18 protein-coding genes and 1 rRNA gene (1 of these 19 only partly in view) are annotated in these 21,056 nt (G+C 30.6%); 5 read left to right on the top strand and 14 right to left on the bottom strand.

The window, feature by feature from the left end:
* The first annotated feature begins 8 nt into the window (after positions 1–8).
* Positions 9–728, top strand: a complete 720-nt coding sequence (gene lipB, locus OS191_RS07480; protein WP_267155087.1) for a lipoyl(octanoyl) transferase LipB — start codon at positions 9–11, stop codon at positions 726–728.
* Between the two features lie 96 nt (positions 729–824).
* Here lipB and OS191_RS07475 read toward each other — a convergent pair whose 3' ends face one another.
* The 10 genes from OS191_RS07475 to OS191_RS07430 all read right to left on the bottom strand — a co-directional run bounded on the left by OS191_RS07475 (position 825) and on the right by OS191_RS07430 (position 9,693).
* Positions 825–1,631: a TspO-related membrane protein gene (locus OS191_RS07475; RefSeq protein ID WP_267155086.1), complete on the bottom strand. Its 807-nt coding sequence runs from the start codon at positions 1,629–1,631 to the stop codon at positions 825–827.
* 79 nt (positions 1,632–1,710) lie between these two features.
* Positions 1,711–2,676: a bile acid:sodium symporter family protein gene (locus OS191_RS07470; protein ID WP_267155085.1), complete on the bottom strand. Its 966-nt coding sequence runs from the start codon at positions 2,674–2,676 to the stop codon at positions 1,711–1,713.
* 2 nt (positions 2,677–2,678) lie between these two features.
* Positions 2,679–3,728: a nucleoid-associated protein gene (locus tag OS191_RS07465; protein ID WP_267155084.1), complete on the bottom strand. Its 1,050-nt coding sequence runs from the start codon at positions 3,726–3,728 to the stop codon at positions 2,679–2,681.
* Between the two features lie 112 nt (positions 3,729–3,840).
* The gene (locus OS191_RS07460; protein ID WP_267155083.1) at positions 3,841–4,467 is read right to left on the bottom strand and encodes a hypothetical protein; all 627 of its coding nucleotides are present in this window, start codon (positions 4,465–4,467) and stop codon (positions 3,841–3,843) included.
* A gap of 120 nt (positions 4,468–4,587) precedes the next feature.
* Entirely contained in the window at positions 4,588–5,178 is a 591-nt protein-coding gene (locus tag OS191_RS07455) for a hypothetical protein (protein WP_267155082.1), read from the bottom strand.
* A gap of 113 nt (positions 5,179–5,291) precedes the next feature.
* On the bottom strand, positions 5,292–6,674 hold the full coding sequence (locus OS191_RS07450; protein WP_267155081.1) for a C13 family peptidase: 1,383 nt from the start codon (positions 6,672–6,674) through the stop codon (positions 5,292–5,294).
* 103 nt (positions 6,675–6,777) lie between these two features.
* Positions 6,778–7,122, bottom strand: a complete 345-nt coding sequence (locus OS191_RS07445; RefSeq protein ID WP_267155080.1) for a hypothetical protein — start codon at positions 7,120–7,122, stop codon at positions 6,778–6,780.
* Between the two features lie 146 nt (positions 7,123–7,268).
* Positions 7,269–7,799: an outer membrane beta-barrel protein gene (locus OS191_RS07440; RefSeq protein ID WP_267155079.1), complete on the bottom strand. Its 531-nt coding sequence runs from the start codon at positions 7,797–7,799 to the stop codon at positions 7,269–7,271.
* Positions 7,800–7,920: 121 nt separating this feature from the next.
* Entirely contained in the window at positions 7,921–8,580 is a 660-nt protein-coding gene (locus OS191_RS07435; RefSeq protein WP_267155078.1) for an Ig domain-containing protein, read from the bottom strand.
* A gap of 159 nt (positions 8,581–8,739) precedes the next feature.
* A complete protein-coding gene (locus tag OS191_RS07430; RefSeq protein ID WP_267155077.1) occupies positions 8,740–9,693 on the bottom strand; it encodes a hypothetical protein in 954 nt (317 codons plus the stop codon).
* A 311-nt stretch (positions 9,694–10,004) separates the two neighbouring features.
* Here OS191_RS07430 and OS191_RS07425 point away from each other — a divergent pair, with 311 nt between their 5' ends.
* Both OS191_RS07425 and OS191_RS07420 read left to right on the top strand, forming a co-directional pair.
* On the top strand, positions 10,005–10,574 hold the full coding sequence (locus OS191_RS07425; protein WP_267155076.1) for an RNA polymerase sigma factor: 570 nt from the start codon (positions 10,005–10,007) through the stop codon (positions 10,572–10,574).
* A 5-nt stretch (positions 10,575–10,579) separates the two neighbouring features.
* On the top strand, positions 10,580–11,299 hold the full coding sequence (locus OS191_RS07420) for a tetratricopeptide repeat protein (RefSeq protein ID WP_267155075.1): 720 nt from the start codon (positions 10,580–10,582) through the stop codon (positions 11,297–11,299).
* Here OS191_RS07420 and OS191_RS07415 read toward each other — a convergent pair.
* The 4 genes from OS191_RS07415 to rnhB all read right to left on the bottom strand — a co-directional run bounded on the left by OS191_RS07415 (position 11,296) and on the right by rnhB (position 17,932).
* Positions 11,296–14,043: a CHAT domain-containing protein gene (locus OS191_RS07415; protein WP_267155074.1), complete on the bottom strand. Its 2,748-nt coding sequence runs from the start codon at positions 14,041–14,043 to the stop codon at positions 11,296–11,298. The two genes, OS191_RS07420 and OS191_RS07415, sit on opposite strands and share 4 nt — an antisense overlap.
* A 56-nt stretch (positions 14,044–14,099) precedes the next feature.
* Positions 14,100–14,747, bottom strand: coding sequence for a hypothetical protein (locus OS191_RS07410; RefSeq protein WP_267155073.1), 648 nt, complete (start codon positions 14,745–14,747; stop codon positions 14,100–14,102).
* Positions 14,748–14,867: 120 nt separating this feature from the next.
* The gene (locus OS191_RS07405; RefSeq protein WP_267155072.1) at positions 14,868–17,300 is read right to left on the bottom strand and encodes a ribonuclease HII; all 2,433 of its coding nucleotides are present in this window, start codon (positions 17,298–17,300) and stop codon (positions 14,868–14,870) included.
* Positions 17,301–17,332: 32 nt separating this feature from the next.
* Positions 17,333–17,932, bottom strand: coding sequence for a ribonuclease HII (rnhB, locus tag OS191_RS07400; protein WP_267155071.1), 600 nt, complete (start codon positions 17,930–17,932; stop codon positions 17,333–17,335).
* 180 nt (positions 17,933–18,112) lie between these two features.
* On the opposite strand from rnhB, the gene OS191_RS07395 reads away from it, so the two are divergent.
* Both OS191_RS07395 and OS191_RS07390 read left to right on the top strand, forming a co-directional pair.
* The gene (locus OS191_RS07395) at positions 18,113–20,098 is read left to right on the top strand and encodes a putative porin (RefSeq protein WP_267155070.1); all 1,986 of its coding nucleotides are present in this window, start codon (positions 18,113–18,115) and stop codon (positions 20,096–20,098) included.
* Positions 20,099–20,795: 697 nt separating this feature from the next.
* A 16S ribosomal RNA gene (locus OS191_RS07390) occupies positions 20,796–21,056 on the top strand (it continues 1,259 nt past the right edge of the window).

Raw genomic sequence — 21,056 nt, 5'->3', positions numbered from 1 at the left:
TGCCGTCGATGAATAAGCAAATTGAACTACAGGATTTAGGAAGTAGCGACTATAAAGATACCTGGGATTACCAAGAATCTTTGTTTAAAAGTATTATAGACATCAAGTTTAGCAATAGACGTGAGAATACGTGTATAGAAACTTCTAATTATTTTCTTTTTGTAGAACACCCACATGTTTACACTTTAGGGAAGAGTGGCGATATGAGTAATCTGCTTATTAATGAGGAACAACTTAAGGCTAAAGGCGCTAGTTTTTATAAAGTAAATAGAGGAGGAGATATTACGTATCATGGTCCCGGACAAATTGTAGGCTACCCGATATTAGATTTAGAAAATTTTTTTACAGACATCCATAAATACCTTCGCTTATTGGAAGAAATGATTATTCTTACTTTAGCAGAATACGGTTTAAAAGCCGAACGCAGCAAAGGAGAAACAGGAGTGTGGCTAGATGTAGATACGCCTTTTGCTAGAAAAATTTGTGCTATGGGTGTTCGTGCTTCACGCTGGGTAACCATGCACGGTTTTGCTTTAAATGTAAATGCCAATCTGGGTTATTTTGATAATATGATTCCTTGTGGAATTCGTGGAAAAGCAGTGACCTCTTTAAATGTGGAGCTTGGTAAAAAAGAAGTGAATGAAGCTGAAGTTAAGGAAAAGCTTTTGAAGCATTTCACTATTTTGTTTGACGCCGAATTTGCTTATTCTGAGAGTCCTGTTCTCTAAAAAAAATAAAGTTTTGGTATTTAAGTCCGATGTCTTTATTCTTTTTATGATTAAAGTTTAGCGACAATTACTATAAAAAAACATTCAAAATTTTCATTAAATCCTACCTTCTCTATATTGCTTGAATTTAATAAACGGATTAGTCGCTCTATTCTTAAAACCGTGTACAGAACTACTTGTTAATAAAATAAAAGCTGCAATTATAGCTGTATAATAAACCAGATTGTAGTCGGTTTTATTAGCCATAGCTATACCAATTAAGGCCCAAGCTCCCACCAGAGCAAATTCTCGCATGTTTCGTTTCCATGTGACAACAAGGTTAATTGCGGCGGCAATTAGAATCATTATAATAGTCCAGTGGGTTTCTGAAATTCCAAAACCATCCCAATTTATTTTAACTAAGTAAGATGAAACATTTGCTATACTCGCAACCGTTACCCATCCACTATAAATGGTAAAAGGCCACCAGACAAAAACAATAACTGTTATTGGAGCATCCCAAAGTTCCATGGAATTATTAATGACTATTTTAAGCAATGAAAAAAGCAGTAAGAATATAAATAGGCAAGAAAGACCTGTATATCCATACAACCAGCTAACAATCCATGCACTATTTGCTATACATGAAATAACAAACCACCATCCTGTTTTTAGAATAAAATCATTATTAGACTTTATCTTAATAAATAGGCTTCTACTTTGATATATGACAAAACCAATAAGTAATAAATAGATAAATCCCCAAATTGAAAACGTGTAACCTGCAGGGGTGAATAAAGAGTTTAACTGCTTTGAAACTTCACCAATAGTAGTGTTGTTTATTTTTCCTGTATTAGATAAATAATTGAGAATAATAGTTAAAACTAAGGCAATGATATTACTAACTTGAAGTGCTTTTTTCATACAAAACTTTTAATACGAAGTCTAAATTACAATTTAGATTTCTAAATTAAAATTTATTAAGTCACATAGATTTTGTAATCTAATTGTCTCTCTTAGCCAAACCTGTTGCAATCACGCTAACTATAAATATTTGTGCGGCATGAAAAATCATTAAGGGAAGCAACATAAAACCAACTGACATGGTACTTGGAAAAAGAATTTCGGCAAACACAGTACCGTGTACAAGCGATTTTTTTGTTCCACAAAATTGGGCTGTAATGTGGTCTTCAGTAGAAAAGTGGAGTTTTTTAGAGATAAAACCAGTGATAAAGTACACCACATAAAATAGTATAATTACTAATGTAAAAAGCAAGAGTAAATCGCGAATACGTATCGAGCTAAAAATATCTTTGTAAAAAGCTTCGGCAAAACTTTTATAAACAATAAGTAAAATAATCGACTTGTCGAATAGTGTTAATTGTGTTCTGTATTTAATGGCAAATTCACTCCAATATTTCTGCAAGAGTATTCCTAAAATTACTGGAATTAAAATTTGGATGATGAGTGATGAATAGATGGATGTTATATTATAATTTGCTGTAGTTTGATCTAAAAATAAACCCATCCAAAGAGGTGTAACTACAATCCCTATAAGACCTGAAATACTAGCGTTAAATATAGCGGCAGGAATATTACCTTTTGCTATAGAGACCATAACAACCGAAGAAGATACTGTGGAAGGTAAAGCTGCCAAAAATAAAAACGAAAGCCATAGTAGTTCTGTTTCTTCGTTATATATTAGAGGTTTACAAAGAATTATAATAAGAGGAAATATTAAAAAGGTAGTTAATTGGACTAGCAAATGTAATTTCCAATTCCTTAAACCACTTTTAATTTTATTAGGGCTTAATTTTAAACCGTAAAAGAAAAAAATTAGCGAAATCCCAATAGTACCAATTAAATCGAAAGGAATAGCACTTTGTTTACTGCCAAAGCCTGGAAAAATATAAGCTATAAAAACAGTAAGGGCAATAGCAATAACAAACTTATCGACCTTTATTTTCATTATTAACCTTCAGTATTAAAAAACACTTTATAATAGTGCATTTTTTTCTCATCGTCGTAACCACGTTCTAAATATTCGCTCGAAGCTTCCGGAGCATCAATATCTAATTTGATTTGAATATTGGTGTCTAGTTTTATGTCGGTTTTAATCTTTTTCTTTTCTTTTTTAACAACTGCTTCAGCTACATCAAATTGATTCCTTATAACGAGGTCTTGTTCTCCTTCGAAGGTTTTTTTATAATCCTCGAATAAAGTTTTGTGTTTATCTTCTTCAAAAATCTCATCTTTAAAGCGCTCCACATTTACGGTTTCGTTTTCTTTAAAAAAATCGATGGTTTTAGCTAAAAAAGTATTCTGTTCTTGGTTGCCGTAAGATATCTTTAAAATATCTTCAGAAAAATCTTTACATAACTCAATATACTGTTGGGTATGGCTATTGGCATCATCAGCATATTTAATATTTAAGAAGTGGTTGGTCCAATATTGTGCATCGTAATTATTGTTGTCAGCACTTAAGATTATGGGACCTTCTGTATCAGTTTGGTTTAATATTAAGCAACCCTTATCTACTTTTTTAGAACTGATTCCTTTTTGAACCAAGACGTCATAACTATTGTTCTCTAAATAAGTTTGAAAGAAATTGACTTTGCTTTCAATTTTAAAAATTCCTAAGGCATTGGTGGTTATTTCATTGAACTCAATGCCTTCAAACATTACTACCAAAACATCGCCAGTTTTTATTTGTGCCGAATTAGATTGTTCGAACAAGTGTTTGACAATGTGTTTTGAGGTTTCAATAAAGGTGTCATCTTCATTAAACATTTGAGCGCTGTAGGTGTTAATTTCATTTAAAGAGATATCAGCATGATGATTAAATCTGTAAGATTGCACCACAGAACCAAAAGGTCTTAATAAAAACGGTAGCATCAGTTCGTAACTGGCTTCGTCAAAATGGACTTCTTTTTCAGAAAAAGCATTTTTGGTATTGTTGTGTTTGTTACCCACTTTATGGATGATACATTTTGATATGGAAGCATTTTTTCTAGAAATCATGGTCTGATAATTGAGTATGCAATACTAATCATTTCAAGAGAAAAAGTTGAATGTTGTTTATAAAAAAAATCCGAAGCGTTTAACTTCGGATTTAATGAGGCAAAAAGGATTTTTAATTTGCAATGCCGTAATAGCTACAAACAGCGTCGTAATTATTTAAATCAATACCAGCACTTTGTAATTCATGCATTACGGCTTCTTTACCACTCATAACGCGACCATTGCCCTCTGTGGTAGTGGTATTAGTAGACTCTATAATAATAACTTTAACCCATTCAACAGCAGGCAAATTAGCATTTGGAGTGTGGTTCCCGTTTTCCTCAAAACAAACGAGACCTATATGTTGAGGAGTTGGAAATCCTGTGTTAGTAGAAGTACCATAAGACACAAATATGTCCTTAAAGCTCCCTCCTATAAATACTTTCCCAGGAACAATACTAGGTTCTTCAGAATCTGGAAATTTTACATAAGTAAGTATCACATCGTTTTCTATTACATAGTCTGTCAGTACATCTGTCAAGTTTAGTTTCATTCCAGAGCTACTCGCTCTCCAGGAGGGTGAATTAAAAATAAAAGTTTGCACATTCGCATTACCATCTGCCCCGTCAGTTCCATCCATTCCAGCTGGACCTTGTGCACCATCGTTGCCATCTTCTGGAGAGCAAGAGAAACTAAAAGCGACTAAAAGTGCCAATAATACATACTTGGTTTTTGACATTGTTGTTTGGATTGTTTTCATAATTTTTTTAATGATTTAATGATTTAATGATTTATAGGTTTAATGTTAGTTTATTTAAAAGGTTAACAAAAAGTAGAAAAAAGTCTGAAGAGTTAATTTCAGACTTTAAAAAAAGTTGTTTTATAACTCTAAATTAAAATGATTTATAACTTCTTCATAAGTCATTTTTGAGTAGTCTATTTGTTGTGCTCTTGCATCAATATTACCAGGAATTAATACATACCTAAACATCTGTACTCCAACAAATGACCAAGTAGAAGCAGGGCCTTCTTGGCGATAACGAATTTTCATATTAGAATCCTCAACATAATAGGTGTAAATATGGTCTGTGGTACCACCGCTTATTGTAAGGGGTAATTGAGCAACATGTCCAGCAGGCCAAACTTCAGGAACATAATTGTTAAATTTGGCATAGACTAAAACAACACCATTGTTAATGATATCGTTTGTTAGTTCTGGAGCACTAACCTCAAACTCAGCATAAGAGGTGTATCCATTAGAAATAAATGTTTGACCATCTGGACCAAACCAACTTGAGTAAATTACGTTTGCATTACCATCCGTTCCATCCGTTCCATCCGTTCCATCCATTCCAGCTGGGCCTTGTGGACCTGTATCTCCATCTTCAGGTGAACAAGAGAAACTAAAGATGACTAAAAATGCTAATAATACATATTTAGATTTTGAAATTAAATTAGAAATTGTTTTCATGATTTTAAGTTTTATTGATTTCTATATTTCATGTGTTTTTTTATAAAAGGTTAACATAAAATGAAAAAAAGTCCGAAAACTTGTGATTTCCGGACTTTTTAAGTGTCATAACATTATAGATATGTTATCGATCCAAAACCTGTAGAACTTGGTGACGAGGTGCCAACTCCATCGTTGTCGTCTTCGTATTGAGGTTGTTCAGGTCTAACATCGTTTGCAAGAATGTATTTTTGAGCTTCGTACATGGATACTTGTCCATCGCTATTTAAATCGGCATTGACAGTTGCTCCAGTAATAGGATCTTTTCCTGTAACAGCAGCAAAGAAATGATAGGTAAATTCGCCATATTGTCCTGAAGTATGAGAGTAAGTTACTTGGAATTCAGTTCCTGAAGTCATGATAACTCGGTTTGGACCTTTAAAGTCCCAAATAACACCACCGCTATAACACGGTTTTATAACAGCAATCATTGATCCGAATTGTAGTTCGTTAATTTTTGTAGCCAAATAATCATCGGTTAATGCTGTAGAGGAATTATAATAAAAATATTGTTCATCTGTATTGTCTGAAATACTGCCTCTATTGTCATCACCATCAGTATCAAATACTCCAGTGCTTGAACGTCCAAAGTTATCTTTACCTCCTCCATGATTATTCATCATTAGAAAGAATTTTGTAGCACTATTTGTGTACTCGTCCAAGTAATTAAATGCTTCATTTAGACCTGTTTGGTTTGCTGCATAATGTACAGGGATTTCATTGTCCTCTCCAATACCATTTTTATAAACTACTCGTATCTTATTTTCTGGATACCCTTTATCCCGCAAAATAGCATACATTAATTTTAAGTCGTTCCAATACCTTTTGTAGGCATAACTGGCGTTAATACCTCCGCTATAAAGCAAGGCAGTCTTGTTGTTTTCGAATATTGGAAATTCGCATATTGCAGGATAAACTTGACAAATTGAAATAATTGGAGGTCTTTGAATAATGATATTTGGATTGAGAATTTGTATATTAATTAAGTTATTAATAACAATGGTTGCCAAAGAAATGTCTCCTAATAACTCGGATGATATTTGAATGGAATTATTTTCATTTTCTTCACATGTACCTTTAATTTTTACTTTTTTTCCAAAATATTCTGAGAAGTTAATAGAATTATCTAAATCTGAAATTTTATCAATATAGATGTAGTTGGTTTCTTTAATAATTCCATCTATATAATAATCGTTTTTATCAATTAATAATTTTGCAATGCCATTTTCTTCTATTAGAATACCTTCCACTTCAAATTCTTCTCCAATATGGTCTCTCCATTCATTATTTTTAATTTTTGAATAACCAGTAGTTGTTTGTGGCGGATTGTTCTCTTCAACAGGAATATCATCATCTGTATCACACGAAAAAATAATTATTCCTAAAAGCACAATGCTTAATGTTCTTAACAGGAATTTTAAATTCAAACTCTGTTTGTTGTTTTTTAAATAGTTCATAATATTATGTTTTTATTGTTTAATATTTAATAATCTGTTTTACAAAAGGTTAACTTGTATTTAGTAAAAAATCGAAGTTTAAACTTCGATTTTTTACTCCATTTTAACTTTCTTCTTCTCCAACAGGTTCATTTGAAGTTTTTATACTATTCCACTGTGGTTTAGAAGAATTTAAATACGCATAAATTGGTTTTTCATTTCGTACCATATCCATATACATAGCCATATCTTTAAAGGGTAAAAATATAGCTCCAACCTTGTTTGCTGGAATGTAAGTTGGTTGAGGTACTGGGCTATCTTCATGTAAAAAATAGATAATGAATCGATGATCGCTTCCATAACATGTAATGTACCCTTGAATTTGGATGTTGGATCCATTCCATGTTGCAGAGTTTTTGTAACCTAAGCAGGTTCTGTAATAATTAACTGTAAATTGTTTCGTTGCCATAATTTCTATGATTTAAAGATTAATATTTACAGTTAATGGCATGATATACTGAAGGTTAACGTTTGAAATAAAAAAAAGCCAAAAATTTTAATTTTTTGGCTTTTCCTCTTGAAGACTAATTCAAATAAAATAATAGATGTTCGATGTTATATTTGGAATAAAATTCCAGCATTGATTACTATTTGTTCGTAATCGCTTATGATATATTTTGGTTCTAGATAGACGCTTAATTTTTCAGAAAAAGCCCATCTGCCACCAGCTCCAATGTTTGCGCCAAAAGCACTGTCTTTAACTTCATAAGTGTTGTAATAGTAGCCATAATAAGTGGATCCAGTTTTATAGTTGGAATAATTGATACCAAGTAAAGGGTAGATTTTAAGCTTTTCTTCAATAATATTAAAAAAGTAATGTGCGTTCACATCTACTGCAATAATATTTTGGTTATAGCCATATAAACTATTTCCAAAAAAGTAAGTGCCTCCAGGAGCAATGGCTATATTTTCCGTGATATTAAATTCTGCTTTAAGCGTTATTCCAGGACCAGAGACTTTTTCGTTGTAAGCCAAACCACCACCAAGGGCTATTTGAGCTTGAATTTGAGTGCCAATAAAGAATAATGCGGCAAATATTAAAAATAATTTGTTGCTTTTAAACGGTTGAATGTTTAGTTTTTTCATGTTTTGATTATATTAGAATGTTTATGGTTTCTAATTAATGATGTATTAAACAAAAGGTTAACAGTTGGGTAAAGAAAAACCGAAATAATTATTTCGGTTTAAATTATATTTATAATTTTTTCTATTCCAGAACGACAACAAAAGGAAACTGTTCGTTGTCTGGGTGTGCATTGTGCTCCCAAAATATTGATCCAGAATATGTGGCAGATGTATTAGTTTGCAAAAGATTGCCTCTAAGAGAATATTGTTCTGTTGGAACTTCAACTAAAGTTAAGTTTGCTAAAATCTCATCATCTGTTAATACCCATGTTCCATAATAAGCAGGTTCCGGTGGGTTACTTGCTTTTATTTCAATTGTACCATCTGTAAAAAATTCAATAGCAAAATAAGCCGACTGATCAATGACCCCAATAAACTCCCCTTGAAGTAGGTTTTTAAGGGTGAAGTAGCTGGTGGTTTGACCTGCGCTATTGTTGGCAACTACTTGAATTTCGTGTTCTCCAGCAGCTAAAGTTTTTGTCCAGCTTATTACACCAGTAGTTGTGTTTATACTTAATCCGTCCATGCTGTTAACTAATGAAAACGTGCCTTGATTTCCATTCCAATTTACAGTAGGAGCATTCGTGTTCCCATCTTGGAAAAATGTTGCGTTTATTGTAGCCGTGTTGTAACTAACAGAAGGAGAGGTTGCTTCTGGCGAATCGTCGTCATTACTACAAGACATGGTTAGAGTTAATAATAGCACAAGAATCATTTTATTTACTTTAAAAATGTTAATCATACTAGTTTTATTGATGAAATAGTGTTTTTGCATTTTTTTGAAATTTTGTTATTAGTTTTTTAAGGTTTTACACTTTTAATACTAACCATTTTAAGAGGTTAACTTGCATAAATATACAAGTGAAGACATAATCTTCGGTTTAAAGCAGATGTTTAATTGTTAATAGGTTTCGTAGGTCCAGGTTCTATAATGGGTAGAATTAGAGCCATCTGAATAAGTAGCGTAAATTTCAACAGATGTTGGATAGTCCTTGTCGTTATAAACATAGGTATAGACGCTATTATTTGAAGACCCAAAATCGCTGGAGTATTCGCTAGAGATAACGTTATTATTGCTAAAATAACTTAATCTAAAAAGTGTATAATTACCAAAAAAATTCGTTGTAGAAAGAGAAATCATATTATACAACGAGAAATTAGATGTAACACCACAATCGCTAAGTAATAGTTTTGATGGGTTTTTTTTAGTGTCATACACAAAAGTATAGTCTTGGAGATATGAATATAAAACGTCATCATGACTGTAATAATTAATAACCTGAGAAACATTCCCATTGGAGTCATAGCTTATAAGATTACGCGAATATACGGAGTCAGATATATACTTTTCGGTAATAGATATTAACTCTTTATTCGTGTTATATTCAAATAATCTCTGCATATTTTTAGTTTCTCCACTGCTATTAACATAGCTCAGGGTTTGACGGGCAATTAATCCATCATTATTATAAATTAAATTTGTTTTTTGATTACTGTAAGATGCAGTATCTGGCATTGTAATTTCAGAAATTCGTCCTTGAGAATTATAGAGAAAACTCTGGACTCCTAATTGAATTATTTTATTGTCCGAATTATAAACTATGTTTCCAGGAGTATCTGGTGAATTACGGTAATCAGAAACATAACCATCAGTATTATAGGATACTAAATATTCATTAGAATTAAAACTATACGTTTTTAGCCTAGTGTTTTCAGGTGGTGTTATTATATCTTCTCCATCATCGTCTGAGCTGCAATTAAAAAGAGAAAGTAAAATAATAAGTATTAAAAAGGATTGTTTCAATAAAGTTCTCATATATAAGGCTTTTAAATAGTTTATAATGTTATAACTCATGTTAATCTGTAAGAGTTTCAAATTGTAAAATATCACTATTGTTTTCAGGTTTGAATCTAGTATTCTAGTTAGTAAATAGACTAGATATTACTTTTGTCTTACACTTATTAGTGTGGTTTTTAATAGATGGTAAACATCTTGGGTATAAATTTTTCAACTTATATCATCTAGGTCTTGTTTTGATATTAGAATATCAGGGTGTATATAAATTTTAATGAAATACTTATATCTGTAAGAAAAATGAATGGCTTCTACTTAAAAAAAGTTAATTTAGCAGGAACATGTTAACCTTTTATAATTTAGGATATTAAATGCAAAGCGTTCAAGAGAACATAACCATTGAAGATTTAAAACAAGGCTCCGATTTGTTCTTTAATAAAATATATGAAGAGAACAGAGATAAGTTTATAAATTTTGCTAGAAAGTATAACTTGCCTACTGAAGATACTATAGATATCTATCAAGATGCCTATATTATTTTCTACAACAATGTCATGCAAGGCAAAATTGAAGAGTTTACCAGCTCAATATCTACTTACTTATTTAGTATAGGGAAATATTTAATTTTTGATAAAATGAAAAAAAATAATAAGACCATAAATCCAGATTTCGATTTATCGCTTATTAGGGAAAAGGAAGAGCTTGTTGATGCAAATTTAGATTTAAATCAAGAAGAGCTAACCACAGAGCAGGTTTTATTAAAAAAACACTTTGCAACCTTAGGGAAAAAATGTCAAGAATTGTTAACCTTATTCTATTATAGAGGATATACAATAAAGGACATTATTGAAACTAGCGAATACACAAGTGAAAATGTAGTAAAAAGTGCCAAGTCAAGATGTATGAAAACCTTAAAGGAACGAATTAATAGCAATCAATAATAGCAATGAATAACCAAGAATTATTATATCATTATTTCTCTAAAAGCTTAACTGCCGAACAGGAAATCTTATTTGAAAAATTACTGGAAACAGATGCCGAATTTAAAAAACAATTTGAATTTGAAAGTCATTTGAAACAAGCTGTTAAAAGCCACGAAACGGATAGACTAAAAGCCCAGCTTCAAGATGTTGAGAGTAACCTAAACAAGCAAGAAAATTCCATCTTTAATTATAGAAATTTAGCCATAGCAGCGTCTGTTATACTGCTAATGGGTTGGTTTGGATATAACACTTTTTTTAATACCAATTATAACAGTTTGTACGATAATAACTTTAGCGAATATCCAAATACAGTTTATACCATTACAAGAGGTGACAATGAAAACTCTTTAGAGCGTGAAGCTTTTGTAGCTTATGAAACTAAAAACTATCAAATAGCCATTGAGAAGCTTGATGCTTTCTCTATTGAAACAAAAAAAAATTATGTGGGTTTTTATAAAGCTCAAGCCTATTTAGGTTTAGAAAACACAGAAAAAGCTAAAGCTTTATTAACACAAGTAGTAACTGAAAATGAGAGTTTTGTTGCAGAATCTACTTGGTATCTAGCTTTAATTGCAATCAAGGAAAAAGATAAAGATCAAGCTAAAATTTATTTGGAAGATTTAGTGAATAATTACACCTATAATAAAGATAAAGCTCAAGAACTTTTAACCAAGCTTAATTAGATGTTCTTCTTTTTTTTCAAAACCACTCCAATAATTATAATACCAGCTACAATTAATAAATACCATATCCAGTTATAACCACTGGTAATAGCGGTTGTGTTCCCTGAAATAACAAATCCAGACCAATAATAAGGATGTGCTAAAGCATTCTGGTTATTTGCTTTTATAAAAGATTTTTGGGCTTGTTGTAAAGACAAGCTTTTATTTTTTCCTTTAGATAGGTTCCTATAAAAGGCATCCATAATGTTTAATGCAGAGGCATCGTTAATTTTCCACAAGGTACTGGATATACTGGAAGCTCCACTAAAATAGAACCCTCTTGCTAAACTTATAAAACCTTCTCCACGCTTTAAATCACCAATACCACTTTCGCAAGCACTTAAAGTAACTAAATTGGTGTTGAGGTTTAGGTTGTATAAATCGCTTACATATAGCAAGTTGTTTTTTGTTTGGTTTGGTTGAAATGCTAAATATGAATATTCTGGGGTTTCATCATTTAAAATAGCATGAGTAGCAAAGTGAAGTAAGCCATAATTTTCACCATCTAAATTAAAATTATTAAGTGTTGCTTGATTATTAGTCAAGGTTTTTCCTTTGAAATAATTTAAAACAGCTTCAGCTTCGGTTTGGTTGTTTGGTAACGATAGTAAGCTATTATATGATGATGTTTCAAAACTAGGAGCAAAAGCCAACACCTTATTATTAATGCCTTCCTTTTCTAAAAGTTGGTTTAATAAGGTTGCCGAATTGACATAACTAATTGTATGGCTTTCAATTAAATAATTAGATGTTCCATTTGTGGATATACTAGAAAACGGAATGTAATTTAATAATCCATCTGCTACAATTATAAGGTCTTGCTGAGATAGATTTTCTATACTTGGAGCAAGTAGATTTTTATATAAGTTAAAGGACTTGTTAGTTAATTTCTCAAGGTTAGACTTTGGGTTGTTTAACATTTCATATATAGAAACAATATCGTCTTCTAAAAGGTTGTCGATTTTGTATTGTTCAATAGATTTTGAGCTTTTTGTAATGGTTATGATGTATATGGCTTGATTTCCATAAAAATAAGATACTAAAGCATCATTAGGTTTTAATAGGTTTTGGAGCTTGCTTAAAGAGATAACTTCGGTATTATACTTTAAATCGTAATAGGTTTTATATTCAGTTTCAATAGTCGTTATAAGTTCTCTGTATGTATGTTTTACTTCAAATAATTGATCTTCTAGAACCTTATTTTTTGTTTTATTTAATTGTTTTTCTATATGATTGATTTGAGATTTTAAAAGTTGCTCTTTTTCAATTATCTGCTTTGGAATGTTTGCAAACTTATTTGCTTTGGTACCTAAAATGGCTTCTAAGAGCAATACACTTTTACTTTTTTCAGAATAATAAAATGCCTTGTCTATAAGTGAGTCTTGTTTGCTTTGTTGATACAAATTATAGGTAGCCTCTAAACCAGATTCAAAAACAGGAAATGCTTCGGCCATTAAAAACAATTTGTCTGCATTGCTTTTAAAGCTAGGTTTTAATTGATCTAAGGTTTGTAATGCAAGGTTGACAGTTGACATGCTTTCAGAGAATAACTCTTGGTTATTTAATACTTCAGCTTTGTTTTTAAGAATCTTTAAGAGTGAGGTTTGATTAATAGTAGAGTTTGTTTTGTCTACAGAAAACTGATAGATAGCCAAATTATAATATTCTAAAGCTTTTTTAGGTTGCTTAAACTTGGCATTTAGATTTCCTAAAGAATTGTAAATTTCTGCTACTTCATTATGTGGTTGGTTCTGCCATTTTTGTTTTATAAGTTCTAAAGCGGTTAGAAGTTCTTTTTCTGCTAGATTATATTCATTATTTACTTCATAGACTTTTGCTTTAACTTCATGATATCGATACCAAAAGGGATGATCTTTTGGTAAATTTTCTTTCATTTTTTTTAGATAAAACGTGGCGCTATCCATTTGTTTAAGATGAATGCAATTATTAACAACACTTTGATAGGATGAAATAATACGGTTGCTGTTTTTTGAAACAGATGTATGATAGGATAAGTTTTTTAAGATGGTAGCATTCGCTTGCTCAAAACGACCTTCTTTTTGATACAGTTCTGAAATAAGAATTTCAATGTTATTTGCTAATTCTAAATTTGCTTCAGGATGAGATTCAATAGTTCTTAAATTTTGTTCATAATACTGCCTAGCAACTTTGTATTGCCCTTCGTCGCTATAAATTTTAGCAATAAAATTATTGGCTGTTAAGTATAGGCTAAAAATGTTGGGATATTTTTTAAAATCAGGAATCTTCTCAGTGTCATTAACCAAAGTTTTAAAACTAATTAGAGCCTTTTTGTAGTCCTTAAGCTCATATTCATATAAAGATTTGGAATAACTGTTGGCGGTTTTATAGTAGTTGTATAAATCAAGTGTTTCTATATAACTTGAGTTGTTGGTTAAAACAGAATCTAATTGTTGTAGGTTTTTTTTAATTAAGAGTAAATTATAATTTGAATTTGCTGCCCAATTTTCAGTAATTAAGGCTTCAATTGCATATTCAATTTCATGATGTTTAATAGCTTGTTCTTTTACCTTATTGATATAATATAATGCTGAGTCTTTGTTGGTGTAATAATGTTCGTAAGCTTTATCAAAATTATAATCTAATTCTTTTATATGATTGTTTTCTTGAGCAAAAATTATAGGAGTAGATATAAATACTAAAATAATTATTAGAATGTTGCGCATAAAAAAAGCTTTCAGTAAAGTTACTAAAAGCTTTTTATATTTAGAAAATCGGTTTATTAAAAAACGTTCCCGTTAATATTGTAATTAATGGTTTCATTGTTCTTATTAGTACGTTGTACGCTAATATAAATTGAACCAGTAAACTCCTTGAAGTCTAAAGAAGTTGCAGAGACTAAATTGTTGTATTCTGGTAGTGGTGTAAATTGATCAATAGTTGCTGAGGTAATTATTTCTTCGGTTTGCGAGTTTCTAACAACTACATTAACACTTAGTATGTCTTCAGAGATTGTTATGTATTTTAAAATATTTGGCATACAAGCTCCAGAAAGACATGGTTGAGGTGGAATAGGAGGCACACGAGGAACTCTTGGTACGTTTATAATTACTGCTGCATATTGATTCTGTTCTTCAACCTTGTTTTCTAATATTCCTAAAGCATTTTGAAGGGCCTCTAATTCTGCAAGCCACTCTACATTGTCAGGATCGTTTTCTAATATTTCATTTGCAATATCTATTTCAGCCGTTGTAAATAGTATTTGATTATCTAAATACAATCTGTATAAATCACCCTCATAAAAATTATTTTCTACGGTTAATTTTATTTCATCTGGATTGTTATTGTTGTTGTTGTCATCTTCATCGCAACTCAAGTTTGTAAGCAGCAGCATGGATAAGACAATAAGTGCAAATGGGTGGTTTTTCATAATAAATAATTTTAAGGTTAAACTATGCTATTTAATAGTTGGGCTATTATAAAGTTAACATTTTTTATAAAAATTATCTGTAAAAATAGAAATTTATTACTTTAACATTGTCATTATTAGTTAGTTAATTTGATAAATTAAAATTGAATTATCATCTCCTTTTGTTACAAGCTCCAAATTTCTGTCTTTATCTATATTATCTAAAGTTATTCTGGAATTCCCATAAACAGGAAAGTTTGAAATAGATTTCCCTTGACTGTCAAATAAGTAGATTTTCTTGGCTTGCAAATCGGTTACAGAGATATAAATTTTGTCGTATAAATAAAAGATATCAGGTTTTGTATAATTTCCATAATCCATTTCCAGAGTCTTATTTTTTATAATCAACTTGTTTTCAGATTGTGCTACAAGTGTTTTGGAAGTAGTTTCAATATGATGTCTATCTGTTAATTGCAGGTTCTGCTCAGAAGTATTTCCTTTAACATCTATTGTTACCAATTTCCCGTCTTTGGTTGTGGTTGTAAACTTGTTATTATATAAGTAAACAGCCTGATTGGAGTAATTATATGATTTTTTAGGAGATACACGAGTTTTACCTACTCGGTCTAAAATATATAATTTTTCAGATGTTTTAAATAGGAGATAGTCGCTTTTACCAATGCGAATATGTTGAGGTTGATGAATTAGATTGTTATCTGCACTTTTAAAAGTAAACCCTTTAACAGTTTTTCCTAACTGGTCTAGCATAATAATGTTTTTGCCCTGTGTTATCAAAAGTCTGTAATTTCTGTTATTGTCATAATCAAATACGGAAAGTGGTTGGGTGATTTTATCATTAAATTTTAATGGGAAAGGAGCTACTTCTTTACCATTTCTGTCTAATACGTACACACGATTTTGGGTTGCAAAAGCCAATTGAAGTCGGCCATTTTTGTACATGTCTATTTGTTCTACTTTTCCTAAGACTGCACCATCAAGTTGTTTTTTCCAAAGGAGTTTTCCTGTATTAGAAATTAAGTACAAATTGTTTTTTACATCTTGTAATACAATTTCTTTCTGATTGGATTCATGATTTATTACAAATTGTTGGGTGTTTAAAATGTTTTCGGTAATCTTTATGTTGAATTCTTCGGTTACCGAGTTTTCTATGGCTTTTATTTTGTTCTTTTTTATAACGGCATTTATATGAGCAAAATTTGTGTCGTAAATAAACTGAATGGCTGAAGTTTTGTAATTATCCAGATTTAAAGATAGATCTTCATTAAGAAATTGCTCTAGTTTATTATTTAACTTTGAAGGATTAAGAACCAACATAAGTGATGCTTCATCGCTTAAATTTTCTTTTATCGCCTCAAAATAAGGTCTCTCTTGTAACGTGGTGTTGTTTTGATAATTAGCAATAATGTTTTGAAGCATGTCTATAGAATGACCAAAAACAAAGAAATTATCTATTACACAATATAAGCTTGCATTACTATAGTGGATGAATGGTGAAAATGTTTCTTTGAATAAATTAGGGGTCGAGAAACTGTAAATATCAATATCTCTGTAGGTTTCTAATAAGTTTTGTTCGTTTAAAAGCGCATCGTTTGTAGACAAATCGTCTAAAGAATTTAAGACTATTGCTTCTTGGTTGCCTTCAAAAATAACACCTACTTCAACAATATTGTCAAATAATGTGGTTTCTACAGGTATTGAATCGGTAGTTTGATAAGGTCTTAGGTTGTTTTTAAAATTACTATAATTATTAAAAGTAAAGCTTAAAAACCCATCACTATTAGAAGGCGTTATTTTAGCTAACTGGTTTTCTTGTGGAATGGTATTCTTAAAAACATTGATTAAACTTTTAGTAGAATCTGTTGCTTTTGCAATTCCGTTTAGAAGAATTTCGTCTTGTTTTAAATCAATATCAACCATGATATAATTGGCTAGTTTCTGTTTGCTTATAGAATCATTCAGAAAAAACGAATTGAAATAATTGTTGTTTTCATTAATTAAAACAGATAACTGACTGTCTTTATCTGAAGTATTTAAAAGTGCAACCAATTCTAATGGATTGTTTTTCTTGTCCAGGGATTTTGTAAGTAAATCTAAATTAGAAGAACCAATAAATATACTATCCTTTAAAACACTAAACAGAACATTATTATCAATAGTAGTTTTTGTTATTGTATGTTTTTTTGTTGAAATAGTTTCAATTTTATGATTGGGTAAGGAGTCCACATCAAACAAGTCCTTATTGTAAGTAGTAATAATTGAATATTGTAAGCTATTGTCTTTGTCTGTAGTAAAACAAAGAAACAAGTTGTTAGATGTTTTAAAGTAATTTAAAGCTTTAATTTTTTTTGAAACAGTCGAAAATGTTCCAGATTTTGTAAGTACTTCAAGAAAATTATTGTTATTAATATTGTTTTTTAAACTTTCAAGGTCTGAAGCTTGTAAAACAATAGATGCATTTTCTGGAATATAATCTGAAGGGTTGCTAAACTTCCTGTCTTTACTACAACTTGTAATGAATAGAGTGATTAAGATGAAATAAAAAATGCCTTTCATTTATTTTGAGGGTTTTGTGCAAATATAATAAGTTATAGTTCTAATTTTAATTGTTCTGGCATGAGTCTAAAAGATTTTCTATGATAATCTGTAATACCATGTTTTTTAATGGCTAGTCTGTGCTCTTTGGTTGGATATCCTTTGTTTTGAGCCCAGTTGTACATAGGAAACTCTTCATGAAGTCCTTTCATATAATCATCTCTATAAGTTTTAGCAAGTATTGAAGCTGCTGCAATAGAAAGGTATTTGCTGTCGCCTTTAATTATGGTTTCGCTTGGTATATTTTTATAAGATTTAAATTTATTACCATCAACAATAATAAACTCTGGTTGTGTTTTTAAAGCTTCAATAGCTTTATGCATGGCCAGGATGGATGCGTTTAAGATATTTATGTCGTCAATTTCTTCTGGAAATACATGTGCAATACTAAAAGCTAAAGCATGTTCTTCAATATATGGTCTAAGTAATTCTCTTTTTTTTTCTGAAACTTGCTTGGAATCATTTAAAAGTTGATTCTTAAATCCTTTTGGAAGTATTACTGCAGCAGCAGTTACAGGGCCGGAAAGACAACCTCTGCCAGCTTCGTCAGTACCACATTCAAGAGTGAAGTTGGAAAATTTAAATTTCAGCATTTATATAAATCTTAAGAATAAGACGTAATTATTAATTGTAATATTGTCTATAATAAATAAAATCCAAAAAGATATTTTCTATTTTTGACGAAAATTAGTTTTCTAATTATTTAAATTCGTAAACAAAACAATACAAATTAAAAATAAGCCATAGACATCTGCAAGGTCTAAAAAATAATTATGAAGAAAATATTTTTAGCATTTTTTTTAATAGGTATTGTTAATTTAGGTTTTTCTCAAATTACGCCAACTCGCGATAAAAGCAAGTCTCAAAGTCAGGACGGACTAATACAAAACGATAACTATCAGGAAGATTCCTATCAAGGTTCAACAAAAAGCACCAGTAATAAGAATCTAAAAAACAAAGATGCCAAAATTGAACAGTATTTAATAATATCGCAGGAAAGAGATACAACCTACGTAGATACGACACTTAGAGTAAAAAGAGACTATAAGTTTAATTACTTAAGAAAGGATAATTTTAACCTGATATCTTTTTCAAATGTTGGACAATCTTATAATACCTTAATATATAATCTTGAAGATAGCAACCTAATGCCATCTTTTGGAGCTAGGGCTAGGCATTTTAATTATATGGAAATAGAAGATATTAACTATTACCATGTGCCAACACCATTTACCGAACTTTATTATAAAACAGCATTTAGTCAAGGACAGCAAATAGATGCTTTTTTTACGGTTAATACATCTAAACAGTTTAATTTTTCAATTGCATATAAAGGTATGCGCTCTCTAGGCAAATATCAGCATGCACTTACAAGTACTGGAAATTTTAGGTTTACATCAAGCTATAAAACCAAAAACAATAGATACATCGCTAATGGACACATAGTTATGCAGGACTTGATGAATGAGGAAAATGGAGGGATTCAAGATAGTAATGTGCCATATTTTGAATCTGGAAACCCCGAATTTAAGGATAGATCTGTTTTAGCGGTAAATTTTAATGATGCAGAAAATATATTAAAAGGAAAACGATTTTTTCTAGATCATCGATACAAACTCCTTCAAGAAAAAGATTCATTAGCCAAAAACAAATTGAGTATTGGAAATATTATTTCATTTGAAGATAAGTATTACGAATATAATCAAGAGGATCAAAATGATTATTTTGGAGAAGCTTTTCAGCAAGAAGATTTAAGAGATAGAGTAACTCTAGAAGACTTTTACACACAACTATATGCAGAGTATAGTAATAGTATTCTTGGGAAAATTAAATTTCAAATAGCCTATAACAACTTTAACTATGGTTATGATAAAGTAACTTTTATAGATAATACGTTAATAACAAATAGGTTATTGGGTGATGTCTATTCAGTTGGAGGTACATATTCCAAAAAAATAAAGAAGTTTAGCTTAGAAGGGAATTTTGGTTTAAATATATCTGGTGATTTTGAAGGAAACTATATAACGGGAAAAGCAGCATACCAATTTACTGATGATATAGAGTTTAGCGCTAAAATTAATCATAATTCAAAAGCTCCAAACTATAACTACTTATTATATCAAAGTGTCTATCAAAGTTACAATTGGCAAACTAACTTTAATAATGTAAAAACTCAGAATGTTGAGTTTGCTTTAAACTCCAATAAAATAGCAAACGTATCTGTGGATATTACTTCAATAAACGATTATACTTATTTTAAAAAAGTCACTGATACTGGTTCAATAAAACCTTTTCAAAGCGATAAAAGTATTAGTTACTTAACGGTTAAACTGGAGAAGGAGATAAAATACAAGAAATTTGCTTTAGATAACTCTATAGTATATCAAACCGTAAAAGATGATAATAATGTGTTTAATGTTCCAGAAATCGTAACAAGAAACACGCTCTATTATTCTAATTACTTTTTCAAAAAAGCATTATTCCTACAAACAGGAGTTACTTTTAATTATTTCTCTAAGTATTATATGAATGGTTACGATCCTTTACTGGCAGAGTTCTATGTTCAAACAGATCGTGAATACGGAGGTTTTCCTAGATTCGATTTTTTTGTTAATGCTAAAATTCAACAAGCAAGGATTTATATTAAAGCGGAGCATTTCAATTCGGCATGGACTGGCTACGATTATTATTCAGCTCCTAATCATCCTTATAGAGATTTCACAATCCGTTTTGGTATTGTTTGGAACTTCTTCTTGTAGTATTGATACAAATGTCTCTTTCTGGAAGTCCATCCAGACTGTTAATAGTTGATACTATATAATTTCGAATAATTCCATTTATAAAATCATATATATAGGTTTAGATATCTTATAAAGTTGGTTTTCTGTATTTTTTGTTACTAATAACACTCACGTTATCTACTAGTGCTTAGTTGTCTAAGTTTTTTATTTAATTATTTCTAAAAATACTTTCAAAAAAGTTTGTTAATGGTAAAAAATGGGTTGTATATTTGCACTCGCTAAAAACGGGATATGGTTAATGGCGTTGTTCATATAATTTTGGGAATAGAATGGATTTAAAAGGCCGTTAAAAATATTTTCAAAAAAGTTTTGTATTAACAAAAAAGGTTTTATATTTGCAGCCGCTAAAAACGGGAACGTTTATAGGGAAGAAAATAAGTTCATTTAAATGGTGTTTTTTTATTGAGATTTAGGAGTTAAAAAAACTTTTAATTTTTTTTCAAAAAAACATTGTGGGAATAAAAAAAGGGTTTTATATTTGCACCCGCTTAGGAGATAAACGCCCTGAGAAATTAAAGAAATAAGTTCATAAACATATTGAATTGACAGCGTAAGAAAGAGATTGGAAACGATCTTTTTTAAACAAGAGAATAAACCATTTTGAGTACCTAATTAAAACTATTTCGATTAGTTGTTAAATAATATTTAAGAATTAACGATGAAGAGTTTGATCCTGGCTCAGGATGAACGCTAGCGGCAGGCTTAACACATGCAAGTCGAGGGGTAACAGAGGTGCTTGCACTTGCTGACGACCGGCGCACGGGTGAGTAACGCGTATGGAATCTACCTTTTACATTGGGATAGCCCAGAGAAATTTGGATTAATACCTTATAGTATGTAGAGACGGCATCGTTTTTATATTAAAGATTTATCGGTAAGAGATGACCATGCGTTCTATTAGCTTGATGGTAAGGTA

The organism is Xanthomarina sp. F2636L (assembly GCF_026410195.1).
Lineage (GTDB): Bacteria > Bacteroidota > Bacteroidia > Flavobacteriales > Flavobacteriaceae > Xanthomarina.
This window is presented reverse-complemented; position numbering and strand designations above follow the sequence as displayed.